Below are 17,709 nucleotides of genomic sequence, written 5' to 3' on the forward strand. Positions count from 1 at the left end.
ATATGGGGCACTGCGGGGTGGGGAAGAGCCCTGCGGGGAGGGCGTGGGTGTGGCGTTGGTGGGTCAGACCCGGATGACCTGGGGGCCCATCAGGGCGTAGCGATGGGCCTCGGCGGTGGGGAGCAGGGTGCTCGTCACGATCGCCTCCAGGGCGCCGACCTCGGCGAAGCGGCAGAAGCTGACGGCTCCGAACTTGGTGTGCACGCCGGCGAAGACCGTCCGGCGTGCGGCGCGGACGGCCTGGGCCTTGACCTCGCTTACGGCGGGGTCGGGGGTGGTCAGGCCGTGCTCACGTGAGATGCCGTTGGCCCCAATGTAGGCGAGATCGAGGACGAAGCCGGCGAGCATCTTCGTCGTCCAGTGGTCGACGGTCGCCAGCGTGCCGGCCCGCACCCGTCCGCCGAGCAGCAGCACCGACATGTTCTCGCTCTCGGCGAGCGCGCCCGCGACCGGCAGCGACGCCGTGACCACGGTCAGTGGCCGGTCCGTCGGCAGTGCCTCGGCGATGAGCCGGGGGGTGAAGCCCTCGTCGACGAAGACGGTCTCGGCGTCGCCCAGGAGCTCGGCGGCGGCCGACGCGATCCGCCGCTTCTCCGGGACATGGCTGGTCGAACGGAAGGCGAGCGTGGTCTCGAAACCGGCGCTCTCGACGGGATACGCGCCCCCGTGGGTACGGCGCACCAGACCGTGGTCCTCCAGGGCGCGCAGATCCCGCCGGATGGTCTCCTTGGCCACGCCCAGCGTGGCGGCCAGAGCGGTGACGTCGACCGAGCCCGTGACGCGCGCGGCCCGCACGATCTCGCGCTGGCGTTCTTCCGCCGTCAGCGTGCTCATCTCGTCACCCACTTCGCTGTGGACCTGCGTGGAACTGCCCGTTCGGGCCATGCAGCAAGTTCTACAGCGGGTGTGCGAGGCTGACCAGGTCTGTTGCGGGCCCGATACTGCCCGGGTGTGCCCGTTTGCCGCTCGCGGTGCCCGCCTCGGACCTGCGCGGCTGCCGGGCGACGGGTGAGAGCGGGCGTCCCGTATGCCCGAACGCGACGGCGGGCGGGCCCGTTCGGTGCCCGCCCGCCGCCTTGGGCGATCGTTTTCCGCCGTCTCACGTCTCGTTCGGCCTCAGTACGGCCAGATGGGCGGGTCGTTGACGAAACGGCCGCCCAGGTGGGTGTGGGCCGGGTTCCGCGGGTCCAGCTCGCCGTGCTCGGCGATCAGCTTCTCCGCGTACTGCTCGGAGTCGTCCTGCGGCTCGTAGCCGAGCGCCCGGGCGCTGGTCAGGTCCCACCACAGGCGGGTGTTGGCGGAGGAGCCGTAGACGACGGTGTGGCCGACCTCCTCGGCGGTCAGGGCCGCGTGGAAGAGACGGGCGCCGTCGGCGGGGCTCATCCACACCGAGAGCATGCGCACATCGGCCGGCTCGGCGAAGCAGGAGCCGATGCGGACGGAGACGGTCTCCAGGCCGTGCCGGTCGAAGTACAGCTGGGCGAGGTCCTCGCCGAAGGACTTGGACAGGCCGTAGAAGGTGTCCGGGCGGCGCGGGGTGTCGACCGGGATGAGCGGGCCGCCTGCGCGGGGCGCCGGGGTGTAGCCGACGGCGTGGTTGGAGGAGGCGAAGACGATCCGCGGTACACCGGCCTCGCGGGCGGCCTCGTAGAGGTTGTAGGTGCCCTCGATGTTCGAGCGGAGGATCTTCTCGAAAGGCGCCTCCAGGGAGATCCCGGCGAGGTGCAGGACCGCGTCCACGCCCCGCACCGCTTCCCGCAGCGCGTCCTTGTCGCCGAGGTCGGCGGTGATCGCGTCCGGCTCGCCGTCGACCGGGCGGACGTCGAAGAGGCGCAGCTCGTAGCCGTACTTCGGGAGCAGGGACCGCATCAGGGTGCCGAGCCCGCCTGCGGCGCCGGTGAGCAGTAGCGTGCGGGGAGTGGGCATCCCGGCCTCCTTGGTCGGCGTCCTCCGGGTGACCCGGAAGGTCTCATTCATGTATGGCATTCACATGCATGGACACGCTAGGGAGATGCGGAGCGCCTCGTCAAGTGTGCCGTGGAGTGCGGGAATCCGCTCGTATGTTGGTCGTTTGTCGCCTTGACCGGCCACGAGGGGGCCTCGTAACGTGGTCGCGTTCATGAATATGGACGTCGATCAGAGACATGCATCGGTGCGACGATCTGCGTCGTACCGCATCGACAGGGAGCGCCCGTGACGCCAGCCCCTCTCGCCGCCCGGCTTCGTGACCCGCGCGGGCCGCTCTTCTTCCCCGTCACGGCCTACGGCCCCGACGGCTCTCCCGACCTGGACGCCTACCGCGAGCATGTGCGCCGGGGCGTCGAGGCCGGCGCCGCGGCCGTGTTCGCCTGCTGCGGCACCGGGGAGTTCCACGCGCTGCTGCCGGAGGAGTTCGAGGCCTGCGTGGGCGCGGCCGTGGCGGCGGCCGAGGGCCGGGTACCGGTGATCGCCGGCGCCGGCTACGGCACCGCGCTCGCCGTGCGCTACGCGCGTCTCGCCGCGGCCGCGGGCGCCGACGGCCTGCTCGCCATGCCGCCCTACCTGGTGGTCGCCGGCCAGGAGGGTCTGCTGCGGCACTACCAGGAGGTGGCCGCGGCGACCGACCTTCCGGTGATCGTCTACCAGCGGGACAACGCGGTGTTCACCCCGCCCACGGTCGTCGAACTCGCCCGCACCGAGGGCGTCATCGGCTTCAAGGACGGCCTCGGCGACCTGGACCTGATGCAGCGCATCGTCAGCGCCGTCCGCACCGAGGTCCCGGGCGACTTCCTCTACTTCAACGGCCTGCCCACCGCCGAACAGACCCAGCTCGCCTACCAGGCCATCGGCATCACCCTCTACTCCTCGGCCGTCTTCTGCTTCGTCCCCGAGATCGCCCTCGCCTTCCACGCCGCCCTGCGCGAGGGGGACCGACCGACGGTGGAGCGCCTGCTGGACGGCTTCTACCGCCCGTTCGTCGAACTCCGCGCCCAGGGCCGGGGCTACGCCGTCTCGCTCGTCAAGGCGGGAGTACGGCTGCGCGGTCTGGACGTCGGCGAGGTCCGGCCCCCGCTGCACGAGCCGGGCGAGGACCATGTGAAGCAGCTCGCCCAGCTGATCGAGCGTGGATACGCACTGCTGGAGGAGGGCGCGTGACGGCGGCCGCGGGATCCGGAGGAGGACGGTCGAAGGCGTCGGCGGGATCCGGAGGGGGACGGTTGAAGGCGTCGGCGTTCGTCTACCCCTGGGACGTGAACGGGGATCCCGGGGCCCCGGGGCGGATCGCCGCGCTCGGCGTGGACCAGGTGACCCTCGCCGCCGCCTACCACTCCACCCGCGCGCTGACCCCTCGGCACCCACGTCACCGCGTCGTCACCGCCGAGTACGCGGCCGTCTACTACCCGGCGAGCGACCACTGGGCGGACCGCCGGCTCCGCCCCCACCCGGCGGGCGACTGGGCCCCCGGCGACGCCTACGGGGAGGCCGCCGAAGCCCTGACCGGCGCCGGCCTCGAAGTCCACACCTGGGTGATCCTCGCCCACAGCTCCCGCCTGGGCGCCGAGCACCCTGACACCTCGGTCGTCAACGCCTACGGCGACCGCTACCCCTGGGCCCCCTGCATCGCCCAGTCCGCCACGCGCGCGTACCTGACCGACCTCGCCGCCGAGGCCGCCGTACGCCCGGGCGCGGCCGGCACCGAACTGGAGTCCCTCGGCTGGTACGGCCTCCAGCATCTGCACGCCCACGACAAGACCGCGGGCGTCGCCCTCGGCGACGCCGGCCAGTACCTGATGGCGCTCTGCTTCTGCCCGACGTGCCGGGCGGGCTACGGCGAACAGGGCCTGGACCCGGACGAGTTGGCGACAGCCGTACGGGAGGCCCTGGAGCCGCTGTGGCGGGGCACGGCGGACGACGGCGGGTGGCCGACGGTCGAGAAGCTGCTCGGCGAACCGGTGGCGGCCGCCACGCGCGCGTGGCGCGACGGGCAGGCCCGCACACTCCAGGAGACGGCAGTGGCCGCGGTGCGCGCGGCGGCCCCCCAGGGCTTCCAAGTGCTGCTGCACGCCGACCCGGTGGCCTACCACTGCGGAGCCAACGCGGGCGTGGACCCCGCGCATGTGCTGTCGGTCGCGGACGGTGTCGTGGTGCCCTGCGCGGGCGGTACGGCCCTGCTGACGCCCTTCGCGGAGCACGCGCGCGAGGACACGGTCCTGGCCGCCAACTTCACGGTGGTCTCCGGGATGGGCGGCAGCCCCGGCACCCTGGCGGCCGACGCGGCTAGGGCACGTGACCTGGGTGCGACCGAACTGCGACTGTATCACGCCGGGTTGGCGTCCGACGGCGACCTGGCGTCGGTGCGGGAGGCGCTGCGCTGAGCCAGTGACCCGGCGGTTACCAGCAGGGCACCGCCCAGGACCACCAACAGCAGCCGGTGGTCGACGAGTTCGACGAGAGCGGCACCAACCGCCAGTCCGGCCACGTTCGGTGTGAACATCAGCGTGTCGGCGGTCGCGGTCGCCCGCCCCAGTGCGGCGGCCGGGATCTCGCGCTGTACGGCGGTGTAGGCGGCGATCAGCACACAGGGCAGCCCCAGCCCGCCCGCCGCACTGCACGCCAGCACCACCGCGTCGTACGGCACCGCCCGTGCGGCCACCGCGACCCCCGTCAGGGCGATGCCGTACGCCGCGAACCGGCGCTCGCCGAGCCGCCGCAGGGCGGGCCCGGAGACCAGCCCGACCGCGACCGAGCCGACGCCCTGGACGGCGTACATCACACCCGTGTAGGCGGGGGAGCGATCGAGGGCGTCCACCACCGCGTAGTTCAGGCTGCTGCCGAGCGAGGCGAGACACATCGTGACGCCACCGGCCCGGACCAGCGGACGCAGGGCCGGGTGCCCACAGAGCAGCCGGACGCCCTCGACGGTCTGCCGCCGCCACTTGCCGCCCGTCGGCTCGGGAGGTTCCTCGCGTACCCGGAGCAGCGCGCACACCCCCGCCGCCAGCACGAAGGTGCCGGCGTCCAGCAGCGCCACGCTCGGCCCGCCGTAGGCCGTGTACAGCGCGGCGCCGGTCAGCGGGGCGACCAGCTTCATGCCCTCGCGCGCGGTCATCCGCAGCCCGTTGAAGTCACCGAGGAGGGCCGGGTCGACGGCGGCGGCGACGAGGGCCGAGTTGGCGGCGTCCTCGACGACGCCTGCCGCGCCGTAGAGGACCAGGACGGTGAAGAGGAGCCAGACGGAGGCGGACGAGTCGACCGCCCGGAGAGGGAGAAGGAGGACGGCGAGGGCGAGGTTCATTCGGATGAGCAGGGGCTTGCGGCGGACGCGGTCGGCGAGGGTGCCGAGGGCGGGGCCGAGGAGGGTGGGGGTCCACAGCGCGGCGGTGCACAGGGCGGCGAGGCCGTTGGAGCCGGTGAGGTCCTTGACCCAGACACCCGACACCAGCCAGAGCGCGGAGCTGCCGAAGCCGGACACCACGACACCGGTGAGGTAGAGGGCCGCGTTGCGGTCGCGGAGCAGGCGGGTCACGGTCCAGGAGGTGGTCATGCCTGGTCATCGTGGGCCTAAGGCGGGGGTGCCGGGATCGGGAAGGTGCCTTAGAAGGGCCGGGTATGCCGGGGTCCGGACTCCCGGACCGTGGCGGATCGATGAGTTTCGGCGGCCGACGCGGTCTACCTCCTGAAGGAGACGACTCGGACGACCGGGTCGGTGAACCGGGAGGCGACGCAATGACTGGCACGACCATGATCGACCTGGGTCCGCAGGCGAGGATCGTGGCGGGACTCGCGGAACGGGTGACGGACGAGCAGCTCATGGCGTCCACCCCGTGTCCGGACTACGCGGTCCGGCACCTGCTGGGCCATGTGGCGGGGCTGTCCGTGGCCTTCCGGGACGCGGCCCACAGGAACCTGGGCGCCACGACCGACCACCGTCCCGATGCCACCCTGCCGGAACTCGGCCCGGGGTGGCGGCAGGAACTGCCCAAGGCACTCGACGCACTGGCACAGGCCTGGCTGGACCCGTCCGCGTGGAGCGGGATGACCCGCGCGGGCGGGATCGACCTGCCGGGTGAGGTGGCGGCGGCGGTGGCAGCCGACGAACTGGTCATCCACGGCTGGGACCTGGCCCGGGCCACCGGCCAGGAGTACACCCCGGACCCGGTGGCGCTGGAGGCGGCGTACGGCTTCCTGCGGGCGGCGGCACAGGCCGACCGGGGCCCGTTCGGCCCGCTCGTGCCGGTGCCGGAGAGCGCGCCGTTGCTGGAGCGGGCGGTGGGGCTGAGCGGCCGGGACCCGGACTGGAAGCCGTAAGAGCCGGGCTGGAGGCCGTAAGGGGACCGGTCCGGAACCCGTAAGGGGACGAGCTGGAACCCGTTAGGGGACGGGCTGGAACCCGTGAAGGGGCTCGAACGGTGAGCGGGCGAGGGCCCGGATCCGTACTCTCCTCGCCATGGCACTGAGCCTCACCGTCCTCGGTACCGCCTCTCCGCACCCCCGGCCCGGCCGCCCGTGCTCGGGCTATCTGCTGCGGGGCGGGGGTGCCGAGGTGTGGGTGGACGCGGGGACCGGCACCTTCGCGGAATTGCAGCGGCACACGGATCCGGCGCGGCTCACTCGATCTGGATCTCGCACCTGCACGCGGACCACAGCGCGGATCTGCCGGCCGCGGCCTACGCGTACGCCTTCGGCGGGATGACGCCGGCCGCGCCGATACCGGTGTACGCGCCGCAGGGGTGCGCGCAACGGCTGGCGGGCTTCTTCGGCCGACCGGATGTGGGTTTCCTCGGCGGGGTTTTCGACTTCCGGCCGCTGTACGACGGGCACACATGGTCCAGCACTGGAACCTGCGGCTTGCCACGCGGGCCGTGGTCCACGACACCGAGGCCTACGGGCTGCGCGCCGAATGCCGGGGGAGCGTACTGGCGTACTCCGGGGACAGCGGACCCTGCGACGCGCTGACCGAGCTGGCCACGCGCGCGGACGTCTTCCCGTGCGAGGCCGACCTCGACGAGCATCGCGATGGCGAACGTGTACATCTGACCCCGGAGGACGCGGGGCGGATCGCCCGTGACGCGGGAGTGCGGGAGCTGCTGGTGACGCATGTCGGGCCGACGCTCACGAGGGAGATGGCGGCGGGCCGGGCCGGGGCGGTGTCGGGCCGGCCCACCAGCGTGGCGCGGGAGGGCGAGGCCAGGGGCCTCTGAGCCCGGGGCAGGCCGCGGTGCCCGGCACAGCACCTTTGTCAGAAGCATTGACGAAACACAGCCGTGCTCCTACCTTCATCCGCGTCGTACTTCGTACGTCATATATAAGACGCGATACGCGAGATCAAATACGTCAGATCAGCTCCCGCAGCTGATACGTGACCCCGAGAGGCGCGCATGACCTCTGTGCCCATGCCGATCCCGTCCCGGACGCAGTATGTGCTGGACGCGATCAAGCACCGCATCCTCACCGGGCAGCTGACGCCCGGTCAGGCCCTGGTGGAGACCGAGCTGGCCGCGCAGTTCGGGGTGTCCAAGACCCCCGTACGGGAGGCGCTCAAGACCCTCGCGGGGACCGGGCTGGTCGTGATGAGCCAGTACAAGGGCGTCACGGTGCGCATGGTGGACGCGGACATGGCCCGCGAGGTCTACGACGTACGGCTTCTTCTCGAACCCGAGGCTCTCAGGCGGGCCGTGAAACGCGGCGCATCCCTCGACGCCGCCCGCGACGCGCTCACCCGCGCCGACGACGCGACCGACACCGCCGAACGCTCCCTCGCCAACCGGGACTTCCACCGCGCCCTCTATCTCCCGTGCGGCAACCCACTGCTCGGCCGGATGCTCGACGAGGTCCGCGACCAGGCCGCCCTCGTCTCCGCCGTCGCCTGGGCCGCCTCCCCCTCCTGGGAACAGGAGGCCGGCGAGCACCGCGAGATCCTGCGGCTGGCGCTGGCGGGCGACGCGGACGGCGCCGCAAGCGCCCTGCACGCCCACATCGCCTCCTTCGTCGAGCGCGCGTACCCCGAAGCCCAGGCAGAGGAAGGACAGGAATGAGCAGCGTGGCGTTCGAGACCCAACGGGCGGCCCTGGCCGACGTCGTGGCCATCCCGGTGACCCCCTTCGCCGCGGACGGCAGCGTCGACCGGACCGCCCACCGGGCCCTGCTGCGCCGCCTCCTCGACGGCGGGATCCGCACCCTCACCCCCAACGGCAACACCGGCGAGTTCTACGCTCTCACCCCCCAAGAACGGCGACTCATCACCGAGTTGACCGTCGACGAAGCCGGGGAGCGGGCCGCGATCCTCGTCGGCGTCGGACATGACGTGCCGACCGCCGTCGCCTCCGCCAGCCACGCCCGGGAGTGCGGCGCCCAGATGGTGATGGTCCATCAGCCCGTCCACCCTTACGTCTCGCAGGCCGGCTGGGTCGACTACCACCGCGCCATCGCCGAGGCCGTGCCCGAACTGGGCGTCGTCCCGTACGTCCGCAACGCCCAGCTCCCCGGGGCCCGCCTCGCCGAACTCGCCGACGCCTGCCCCAATGTGATCGGCGTCAAGTACGCGGTCCCCGACGCCGCCAAGTTCGCCGCGTTCGCCCGCGACGCCGGTCTCGACCGCTTCGTCTGGGTCGCCGGGCTCGCCGAGCCCTACGCGCCCTCCTACTTCTCGGCCGGCGCCACCGGCTTCACCTCCGGTCTGGTGAACGTCGCCCCGGCCGTCTCACTGAACATGATCGAAGCGCTTCGATCCGGCGACTACCCGGCCGCCATGAAGGTCTGGGAACAGATCCGCCGCTTCGAGGAACTCCGCGCGGCCAACGGCTCCGCGAACAACGTCACCGTCGTCAAGGAGGCCCTCGCCTCCCTCGGCCTCTGCCGCCGCGACGTCCGCCCGCCCAGCAGGCAGCTGCCCGAGGAAGAGCGCGCCGAGGTCGCCGCCATCGCCTCCGGATGGTCCATATGAACGCGCCTCGCAAGCAGCCCGAGGAACTCCGCAGTCACCAGTGGTACGGCACCGAAGGCCTCCGCTCCTTCAGCCATCGCGCGCGCACCCGCCAGCTCGGCTATCTCCCCGAGGAGCACCTCGGCAAGCCGGTCATCGCGATCCTCAACACCTGGTCGGACATCAACCCCTGTCATGTGCACCTCCGTGACCGGGCGCAGGCCGTCAAGCGGGGCGTCTGGCAGGCCGGCGGCTTCCCGCTGGAGTTCCCGGTCTCCACGCTCTCCGAGACCTTCCAGAAGCCGACCCCCATGCTCTACCGCAACCTCCTCGCCATGGAGACCGAGGAGCTGCTGCGGTCGTACCCGGTCGACGGCGCCGTCCTGATGGGCGGCTGCGACAAGTCCACCCCCGCCCTGCTCATGGGTGCCGCCTCCGTCGACCTGCCTGCCGTCTTCGTCCCCGCAGGACCGATGCTCCCCGGCCACTGGCGCGACGAGGTCCTCGGCTCCGGCACCGACATGTGGAAGTACTGGGACGACAAGCGTGCCGGTCTGATCGGCGACTGCGAGATGGCGGAGCTGGAGAGCGGTCTGGCCCGTTCCCCCGGGCACTGCATGACCATGGGCACGGCCTCCACGCTCACCGCCGCCGCCGAGGCGCTCGGGGTCACGGTCCCGGGCGCGTCCAGCATCCCGGCCGTCGACTCGGGGCACGACCGGATGGCCGCCAGGGCGGGGATGCGGATCGTCGAACTCGTCCATCGGGACCGACGGCTCTCCAGCCTCCTCACCGCCGACGCCTTCGAGGACGCGGTGACGACCGTCCTCGGCCTCGGCGGCTCCACCAACGCCGTCATCCACCTCATCGCCATGGCCGGACGGGCGGGGGTGCGGCTCACCCTGGACGACTTCGACCGCATCGCCCGGACCGTGCCCGTCCTCGCCAACGTCCGGCCCGGCGGTCAGCAGTACCTCATGGAGGACTTCCACTTCGCGGGCGGCCTCCCGGGCTTCCTCTCCCGCATCCCCGACCTGCTCCACCTCGACCGGCCGACGGTGTCGTACGACACCTACCGCGAGCAGCTCGCCGGCGCCCAGGTGCACAACGACGACGTCATCCGGCCCCGCGGCAACCCCGTGGCCACCGAAGGCGGAGTCGCCGTACTGCGCGGCAACCTCTGTCCGGACGGCGCCGTCATCAAGCACATCGCCGCCGAACCGCAGCTCCTCAGGCACACCGGGGCCGCCGTCGTCTTCGACGACTACAGGACCATGCAGCGCACCATCAACGACCCCGCCCTCGGCATCACCGCCGACAGCGTGCTCGTGCTGCGCAACGCCGGGCCCAAGGGCGGTCCCGGCATGCCCGAGTACGGCATGCTGCCCATCCCCGACCACCTGCTGAAGCAGGGCGTGCGGGACATGGTGCGGATCTCCGACGCCCGGATGAGCGGCACGAGTTACGGCGCCTGCGTCCTGCACATCGCGCCCGAGTCGTACATCGGTGGGCCGCTCGCCCTCGTCCGCACCGGGGACCCCATCACCCTGGACGTGGCGGCCCGCAGCCTCCGACTCGACGTGGACGACGAGGAACTGGCGCGGCGCCGGGCCCGGTGGACGCCCCCGCCCGTGCGCCACGAGCGCGGCTACGGCGCGCTCTACGACCAGCAGATCACCCAGGCCGACACCGGCTGCGACTTCGAGTTCCTCGCCCGGCCGGGAGAGATCCCGGACCCGTACGCGGGCTGACCGCACCACCCGTAACTGCCTACAACTGCCCCACTGCCTACAACTGCCCCGGATGATCGTCGAAGCGCTTCAACCATGTGCATCAAGCAAGCGCTTCCTGCGCCCGCTGCAACCAAAGCGAACGGAGAACAGTCATGGCCCAAGCCGCAGCCGTGGCGAAACCGCCCGCGCCACCCCGGCGACGCCGTGCCTCCGCGACGCCGCGCAGGCTGCCGTATCTGCTGATCGCCCCGGCGGCCCTGCTGATGCTGGGCTTCATCGCCTACCCGGTGCTCAGCGTCTTCTACTACAGCCTGCAGAACTACAACCCGACCAAGCCCTGGCGGAACGGCTTCGCGGGCCTCGGCAACTTCACCCAGGCCTTCGCGCACGACCCGCAGTTCTGGGACACGCTGACCTTCAGCGCCAAGTGGGTCGTGGTGGAAGTCGGGTCGCAGCTGCTGTTCGGTCTAGCGCTGGCGCTGATCGTCAACCAGACGTTCGTCGGGCGGGCGTTGGGCCGGGCGCTGGTCTTCTCGCCCTGGGCCGTCTCCGGTGTGCTGACCTCCGCGATCTGGGTGCTGCTCTACAACTCCCAGACAGGCATCACGCGTTATCTCGCCGACGCGGGGATCGGGTCGTACGGCACCAGCTGGCTCTCCGACACCTCGACGGTGTTCCCGGCGGCCGTGGTCGCCGACCTGTGGCGAGGCGTCCCCTTCTTCGCGATCCTCATCCTCGCCGACCTCCAGTCCGTCTCCAAGGACCTGTACGAGGCCGCCGAGGTCGACGGGGCCGGCAGGATCAAGCAGTTCTGGCACATCACGCTGCCGCACCTCAAGGACGCCATCGTCCTTTCCACGCTGCTGCGCGCGGTGTGGGAGTTCAACAACGTCGACCTGCTCTACACCCTCACCGGCGGCGGCCCGGCCGGCGAGACCACGACCCTGCCGCTCTACATCGCCAACACCAGTGTCGACGCCCACAACTTCGGCTACGCCTCAGCGCTGACCACGGTGGCGTTCGTGATCCTGCTCTTCTGCTCGGTGGTCTATCTGCGGCTGAGCAAGTTCGGAGGCGAGGCCAAGTGATCACCGAGATCGCGCCCGAGACCGAACCCGTCGTGTCCGTGCCCGTCCGGCCGGGGAAGAAGCGCCGCGCCTGGGACGAGGCACCTCGCTGGCAGATCTACCTCCCCCTCGGGATCTACCTCCTCTTCACCCTCGTCCCCTTCTACTGGATCCTGCTCTTCGCCGTCCGCCCGGCCGGCTCCACCTCCCTGGTCCCCTGGCCGGTCACCTTCGAGCACTTCCGGAAGGTGTGGACCGAGCGCAGTTTCGGCACCTACTTCACCAACAGCGTCTACGTCGGCGGCGCCACCCTGCTGCTGACCACGGTGGTCGCGCTGGCCGGCGGCTACGCCCTAGCCCGCTTCGACTTCCGGCTCAAGCGCGGCTTCATGCTGGGCCTGCTCTGCTCCCAGTTCGTGCCGGGCGCGCTGCTCCTGGTCCCGCTCTTCCAGATCTTCGCCAAGCTCCAGATGATCAACTCGCTCGGCAGTGTCATCATCGCCGAGACCGTCTTCCAGCTGCCCCTGTCGATGATCCTGATCAGCGGCTTCATCAGGAACGTGCCGTACTCCCTGGAGGAGGCGGCCTGGGTCGACGGCTGCAACCGGCTCACCGCCTTCCGGATCGTCGTCCTCCCGCTGCTGCGGCCCGGGCTGATCGCGGTCGGCTCCTTCGCCTTCGTGCACGCCTGGAACCACTTCCTGTTCGCCCTGATGTTCCTGTCCGACCAGAGCAAGCAGACCATCCCGGTCGGCCTCAACACCCTGATGAGCGCGGACAGCGTCGACCTGGGCGCGTTGGCCGCGGGCGGGATCATCGCCGCCGTACCGGTCGTGATCGTCTTCGCCTTCATCCAGAAGTGGCTGATCACCGGCTTCGGCGCGGGGGCGGTGAAGGGATGAGACACCTCCCGGGCCGACCGGGCCACCCAGGCCGGACGCTTACCCTGCACGCAAAGATCGACAGCGCAGGGAGCATGCCGTGACCTCTTCGACCATCGACATCGTGCTGGCGGGGGCGCGCGGCCACGGCCGCCGGCACCTGGAGAACATCCGTCGCCTCCAGGAGAAGGGCGTCGTACGGCTCACCGGCATCTGCGAGCTGACCCCGCTGAGCGCGGACGAGCTGCCCGAGGGCCTCGGCACGCCGGCCCAGTCCGCGGACTTCGGCGCCCTCCTCGATGAGACCGGCGCCCGGATCGCCGTGATCTGCACCCCGATCCCCACCCACACCGACCTTGCCCTGGCGGCGGCCGAGCGGGGTGTGCACCTGCTCCTCGAGAAGCCGCCCGCGCCGTCCTACGCCGAGTTCCGGCGGATGGCCGACGGGGTCGCCAAGGCGGACGTGGCCTGCCAGATCGGCTTCCAGTCGCTGGGCTCGCACGCCGTGCCCGCGATCCGCGAGCTGATCGCGGAGGGCGCGATCGGTGAGGTGGTGGGCGTGGGCGGGGCCGGCGCCTGGGCCCGCGCCGAGTCCTACTTCCGGCGGGCGCCCTGGGCCGGCAGGCGGCGGCTGGGCGGCGTGGACGTCGTCGACGGCGTGCTCACCAACCCCCTCGCGCACTCCGTCGCCACCGGCCTCGCCCTGCTCGGCACACCCCGCGCCGAGGACGTCACCCGCATCGAGACCGAACTGCTGCGCGCCAACGACATCGAGTCCGACGACACCTCCTGCGTCCGCGTCACCACCCCGCGCGGCCCGCTCACCGTCGCCGCCACACTCTGCGCCGAGGAGCCGGGGGACCCGTACGTCCTGGTGCACGGCACCAGCGGCCGGATCACCTTCTGGTACAAGCAGGACCGGGTACTGGTGCAGCGGGCGGGCCACGGCCCGGAGGAGACCGAGTACGACCGTACGGACCTGCTGGAGAACCTCGCCGACCACCTCACCACCGGCGCCGAGCTGCTGGTCGAGCCGGACTCGACGGGCGCCTTCATGAAGGTCGTTGAAGCGATTCGACTGGCCGACGACCCGGCCGCCCTGCCCGCCGACGCCTGGCGCTTCCTGCCCGAGGAGGACCGCCGGATCGTCACCGGTATCGACGGACTGGTCGCGGCCTGTGCCGACACCCTCGCCCTCTACTCCGAGCTGTCCGCCCCCTGGGCCCCACCGAAAGAGGTGAGCACATGACGGACACCGTGGTGTTGCAGGTCGCGGGCCGCCCGGTCGCCCGCTACGTCCCCCGGCCCGAACTGCCGGCCCGGCTCTCCCCGCGCCCCTGCCTGCACCCCGTCACCACCCTGGCCGGCACCGTGGTCACCGAGCTGACCCCGGCCGACCACACCCACCACCTCGGCGTCGGTGTCGCCGTTCCCGACGTCGAGGGGTTCAACTTCTGGGGCGGGCGGACCTTCGTCCGGGACCAGGGGCCGACCGAGCTGGACAACCACGGCACCCAGCGCCATACGGCCTTCCAGCTGTGCGACCCCCACGGGTTCGAGGAGGAGTTGCGCTGGGTCGCCGCCGGCAGCGAGCTGCTGCGGGAGCGGCGCGCGGTCGCCGCCACCGAACTCACCGACACCGCCTGGGCGCTGGACTTCACCTTCTCCCTCACCAACGTCACCGACAGCCCGCTCTCGATCGGCAGCCCCGCCACCAACGGACGCCCCGGCGCGGCCTACGGCGGCTACTTCTGGCGGGCCCGCAAGGAGGCCGCCGCCCCGGACGCCTTCACGGCGGAGGGGGAGGGCGAGCCGGCGGTGCACAGCCGAAGCGCCGACTGGCTGGCGCTGGCCGGCACCGACTGGACCCTCGTCTTCGCCGGAGCCACCGAGGACACCCGACGCGACCCCTGGTTCGTGCGCACCGCCGAGTACCCGGGCGTCGGCTCCTCACTGGCCCCCACCGAACGGCTGCCGATCCTGCCAGGCGAGACCGTCGTACGGCGCGTCGTCACCGTCGTCGCCGACGGGCGGCTCGCCCGGGACGAGGCCGCCACCCTGGCCCGCAAGGCGGTGTCCCCATGACCACGTACACCAACCCCGTCCTGAACGCCGACTGGTCCGACCCGGACATCGTCCGCGTCGGCGACGACTTCTACCTCACCGCCTCCAGCTTCGGCCGCGTTCCCGGACTGCCCCTGCTGCACTCCCGCAACCTGGTCGACTGGACCCTGGTCGGCCACGCCCTCGAACGCCTCGAACCCGAGGAGCGGTTCACCTCCCCACGCCACGACTGCGGGGTCTGGGCACCCTCGATACGCCATCACGACGACCGCTTCTGGATCTTCTGGGGCGACCCCGACCAGGGCATCTTCCAGGTCAACGCCCCCGAGATCCGCGGCCCCTGGACCCGCCCGCGGCTGGTGAAGGAGGGCAAGGGCCTCATCGACCCCTGCCCCCTGTGGGACGACGAGACCGGCGAGGCCTACCTCGTACACGCCTGGGCGAAGTCGCGTTCAGGGATCAAGAACCGGTTGACCGGCCACCGTATGCACCCCGACGGCACCTCGCTGCTCGACGAGGGCAAGGTGATCGTGGACGGGGACCGGATACCGGGCTGGTTCACCCTGGAGGGCCCCAAGCTCTACCGGCACGACGGCTGGTTCTGGATCCTCGCACCCGCGGGGGGAGTGGAGACCGGCTGGCAGGGCGCCCTGCGCTCCCGCGGCTTCTTCGGGCCGTACGAGGAACGGATCGTCCTGGAGCAGGGGGACACCGACGTCAACGGACCGCACCAGGGCGGCTGGGTGCGCACGGCCGCGGGTGAGGACTGGTTCCTGCACTTCCAGCAGCGCGGGGCGTACGGCCGGGTGGTCCATCTGCAGCCGATGCGGTGGGAGGACGGGGACACCTCCCGCTCGAGCCAAGCCGAGAGTGGGGGAGGCTGGCCGGTGATCGGGGACGACGGCGCGCCCGTCGCCGTACACCCGAGGCCCGTTCTGCCGGCGCAGCCGCCCGCCGCGCCGGCCACCGACGACGACTTCCCCGGCGGGCGGTTCGGCCGCCAGTGGCAGTGGGCGGCCAACCCGGGCGAGGGCTGGGCCACCCAGCACTCGGGGGACGGCCTGCGGCTGGCGTGCGTGCGCTCGGCGGACGCCCACGACCTGCGGCGACTGCCACAGGTGCTGACGCAGCGGCTGCCCGGGTCGCCGTGCACGGTCGAGGCCGGACTCCGGCTGCAGAGCACGGAGCCGGGTGCGCGGGCGGGGCTCGCGGTCCTCGGGGACGCCTTCGGCTGGATCGGGCTGGAGTGCGGACCGGACGGCGCGGTGCGGCTGGTGCACCGGTTCGCCGAGGCCGTCGCCGACCGGGAACGCGACGCCTCGCGGGGCTGCCCGGCGCCCGAGGGACGGGCCCGGCTGCGGATCGAGATCGGCCGGGGGGCGCGCTGCCGGTTCTCGTACGACGTCGGGACGGGCTTCGTCCCGTCCGGACCGGTGTTCACCGCCACGCCCTGGCGCTGGGTCGGCGCCCTGCTCGGCCTCTTCGCCGTGGCACCCGAGGGGCCGGGCCACGCCGGGGCGGCCACCTTCACCCGGTTCCAAATCAGCGCCCGGTAGCCGTACTTCCGCACCGCCTCACATCTCCATTGGATCCAGAAGAAGAGAGCCGACCAGTGAAGAGAAGCATCCGTGTGCACAGAAGCAGGCGTGCGGCCGTCGCCGTCGCCCTGGGCTCCGTGCTCGCCCTGACCGCCACCGCCTGCGGCGACGACGGCAGCGGCAGCGCGGGGGACAAGGGCAACGAGGGCTCCGGCAAGGGCACGATCACCTTCTGGGACAACAACGGCGGTGTTCGCACCGACATCTGGAAGCAGATCATCGCCGACTTCGAGAAGCAGAGCCCCGACATCAAGGTCAAGTACGTCGGGATCCCGGCGGCGAGCGCCCAGTCCAAGTACGACACCGCCATCCAGGGCGGTGGCCTGCCCGACGTGGGCGGTGTCGGCACCGCGATGCTCGCCGAGGTCGCGGTCCAGGGCGCTCTGGAGCCGTTGGACAGCCGGCTCGCCAAGAGCTCGCTGAACGGCAAGCTCAACCAGAACCTGGTGGACAGCAGCCGGTCGGCGGGCGGCGGCGACAAGCTGTACCAGATCCCGACCTCATCGAACAACGGCACGCTCTGGTACCGGACGGACCTGTTCAAGAATGCGGGTCTGGACGCGCCGACCACCTGGGCGAAGTTCTACGAGGCCGCCGACAAACTCACCGACCAGGCGAAGAACGAGTTCGGGTTCACCATTCGCGGCGGCGAGGGATCCATCGCGCCGGCCCTGGACGCGGCGTACAGCCAGAGCGGGATCACCTCGTTCTGGAACGGTGACAAGACCACCGTCAACGACCCCAGGAACGTGGCCGCGCTGGAGAGGTTCGTCGCGTTGTACAAGAAGGACACCCCGTCCGCCGACGTCAACAACGACTTCACCAAGATGGTCGCGCAGTGGGACAGCGGCACGATCGGAATGCTGAGCCACAACCTGGGGTCGTACCAGGATCACCTGAAGGCGTTGGGTGCCGACAAGTTCCGGGGGCTGCCCAATCCCACGCAGGCCGACGGCACCCGGGTGCAGATCTCCAATCCGGTGGACGGGCTGAGTCTGTTCAAGCCCGGCAAGAACAAGGCCGCCGCCTGGAAGTTCATCGAGTTCGCCCTCTCGCACGAGGAGAACTCCAAGTTCAACGAGTCCGCGGGGCAGATTCCCGCCAACACGGAGGCAGCGCAGGACGCGTGGATCCAGCAGGCCGAGCCGACGAGGCTGGCGGCTCAGGCTCTGAACGGCGAGGACACGAAGATCGTGCAGCTTCCCTACTACCTGCCGGACTGGAACACCATCTCCAAGTCCGACAACGAGCCGAATTTCCAGAAGGTGCTGCTCGGGAAGCTGACGGCGAAGGAGTTCCTGGACACGCTGGCCGATCAGCTCAACAAGGCCCAGGCGGACTGGAAGGCTCATCACTGAGAGCTCGGGTGGTTTCGGCTGTGGGGGGCTGCGGGCCCGTAGTGGCTGGTCGCGCCCCCGCGAGCCGGCTGCACGAGTCCATTCCCACCTCCTGGATCATCTGGCC

At 71.3% G+C, this 17,709-nt stretch carries 15 protein-coding genes and 1 pseudogene; 13 read left to right on the forward strand and 3 right to left on the reverse strand.

Features of this window, described 5'->3' with window-relative positions:
- Positions 1–63 precede the first annotated feature (63 nt).
- A complete protein-coding gene (locus tag ABTY98_RS28835) occupies positions 64–834 on the reverse strand; it encodes a DeoR/GlpR family DNA-binding transcription regulator (RefSeq protein WP_352223938.1) in 771 nt (256 codons plus the stop codon).
- A gap of 282 nt (positions 835–1,116) precedes the next feature.
- Complete coding sequence (locus ABTY98_RS28840; protein WP_352223939.1) at positions 1,117–1,926, reverse strand: NAD-dependent epimerase/dehydratase family protein; 810 nt, start codon at positions 1,924–1,926, stop codon at positions 1,117–1,119.
- Positions 1,927–2,193: 267 nt separating this feature from the next.
- Here ABTY98_RS28840 and ABTY98_RS28845 point away from each other — a divergent pair, with 267 nt between their 5' ends.
- Entirely contained in the window at positions 2,194–3,135 is a 942-nt protein-coding gene (locus tag ABTY98_RS28845) for a 5-dehydro-4-deoxyglucarate dehydratase (protein ID WP_352223940.1), read from the forward strand.
- Positions 3,136–3,197: 62 nt separating this feature from the next.
- Positions 3,198–4,355, forward strand: coding sequence for a hypothetical protein (locus ABTY98_RS28850; protein WP_352223941.1), 1,158 nt, complete (start codon positions 3,198–3,200; stop codon positions 4,353–4,355).
- Here the strand turns inward: ABTY98_RS28850 and ABTY98_RS28855 are convergent.
- Entirely contained in the window at positions 4,298–5,524 is a 1,227-nt protein-coding gene (locus tag ABTY98_RS28855) for an MFS transporter (protein ID WP_352223942.1), read from the reverse strand. The genes ABTY98_RS28850 and ABTY98_RS28855 overlap by 58 nt on opposite strands.
- 182 nt (positions 5,525–5,706) lie before the next feature.
- Here ABTY98_RS28855 and ABTY98_RS28860 point away from each other — a divergent pair, with 182 nt between their 5' ends.
- The 11 genes and pseudogenes from ABTY98_RS28860 to ABTY98_RS28910 all read left to right on the forward strand — a co-directional run bounded on the left by ABTY98_RS28860 (position 5,707) and on the right by ABTY98_RS28910 (position 17,603).
- Positions 5,707–6,288 carry a TIGR03086 family metal-binding protein gene (locus tag ABTY98_RS28860; RefSeq protein ID WP_352223943.1) on the forward strand — a complete coding sequence of 194 codons (582 nt, stop codon included), beginning with the start codon at positions 5,707–5,709 and terminating at the stop codon, positions 6,286–6,288.
- A 139-nt stretch (positions 6,289–6,427) separates the two neighbouring features.
- Positions 6,428–7,181, forward strand: a pseudogene (locus ABTY98_RS28865) (MBL fold metallo-hydrolase).
- 177 nt (positions 7,182–7,358) lie between these two features.
- Positions 7,359–8,015: a GntR family transcriptional regulator gene (locus ABTY98_RS28870; protein ID WP_352223944.1), complete on the forward strand. Its 657-nt coding sequence runs from the start codon at positions 7,359–7,361 to the stop codon at positions 8,013–8,015.
- On the forward strand, positions 8,012–8,923 hold the full coding sequence (locus tag ABTY98_RS28875; RefSeq protein WP_352223945.1) for a dihydrodipicolinate synthase family protein: 912 nt from the start codon (positions 8,012–8,014) through the stop codon (positions 8,921–8,923). Before ABTY98_RS28870 ends, ABTY98_RS28875 begins: the two co-directional genes overlap by 4 nt.
- Positions 8,920–10,653 carry an L-arabinonate dehydratase gene (araD, locus tag ABTY98_RS28880; protein ID WP_502994380.1) on the forward strand — a complete coding sequence of 578 codons (1,734 nt, stop codon included), beginning with the start codon at positions 8,920–8,922 and terminating at the stop codon, positions 10,651–10,653. Before ABTY98_RS28875 ends, araD begins: the two co-directional genes overlap by 4 nt.
- A gap of 134 nt (positions 10,654–10,787) precedes the next feature.
- Complete coding sequence (locus tag ABTY98_RS28885) at positions 10,788–11,723, forward strand: carbohydrate ABC transporter permease (RefSeq protein WP_352223947.1); 936 nt, start codon at positions 10,788–10,790, stop codon at positions 11,721–11,723.
- The gene (locus ABTY98_RS28890; RefSeq protein WP_352223949.1) at positions 11,720–12,604 is read left to right on the forward strand and encodes a carbohydrate ABC transporter permease; all 885 of its coding nucleotides are present in this window, start codon (positions 11,720–11,722) and stop codon (positions 12,602–12,604) included. The genes ABTY98_RS28885 and ABTY98_RS28890 overlap by 4 nt, the downstream gene beginning before the upstream one ends.
- A gap of 79 nt (positions 12,605–12,683) precedes the next feature.
- The gene (locus ABTY98_RS28895) at positions 12,684–13,832 is read left to right on the forward strand and encodes a Gfo/Idh/MocA family protein (RefSeq protein WP_352223950.1); all 1,149 of its coding nucleotides are present in this window, start codon (positions 12,684–12,686) and stop codon (positions 13,830–13,832) included.
- Positions 13,829–14,668, forward strand: a complete 840-nt coding sequence (locus ABTY98_RS28900; protein ID WP_352223951.1) for a DUF6807 domain-containing protein — start codon at positions 13,829–13,831, stop codon at positions 14,666–14,668. Before ABTY98_RS28895 ends, ABTY98_RS28900 begins: the two co-directional genes overlap by 4 nt.
- A complete protein-coding gene (locus ABTY98_RS28905) occupies positions 14,665–16,203 on the forward strand; it encodes a glycoside hydrolase family 43 protein (RefSeq protein ID WP_352223952.1) in 1,539 nt (512 codons plus the stop codon). Before ABTY98_RS28900 ends, ABTY98_RS28905 begins: the two co-directional genes overlap by 4 nt.
- A gap of 56 nt (positions 16,204–16,259) precedes the next feature.
- Positions 16,260–17,603, forward strand: a complete 1,344-nt coding sequence (locus tag ABTY98_RS28910; protein ID WP_352223953.1) for an ABC transporter substrate-binding protein — start codon at positions 16,260–16,262, stop codon at positions 17,601–17,603.
- The last annotated feature ends 106 nt before the right edge of the window (positions 17,604–17,709 follow it).

Origin of the sequence: Streptomyces sp. NPDC096040, assembly GCF_040303265.1 — a bacterium.
GTDB lineage: Bacteria > Actinomycetota > Actinomycetes > Streptomycetales > Streptomycetaceae > Streptomyces.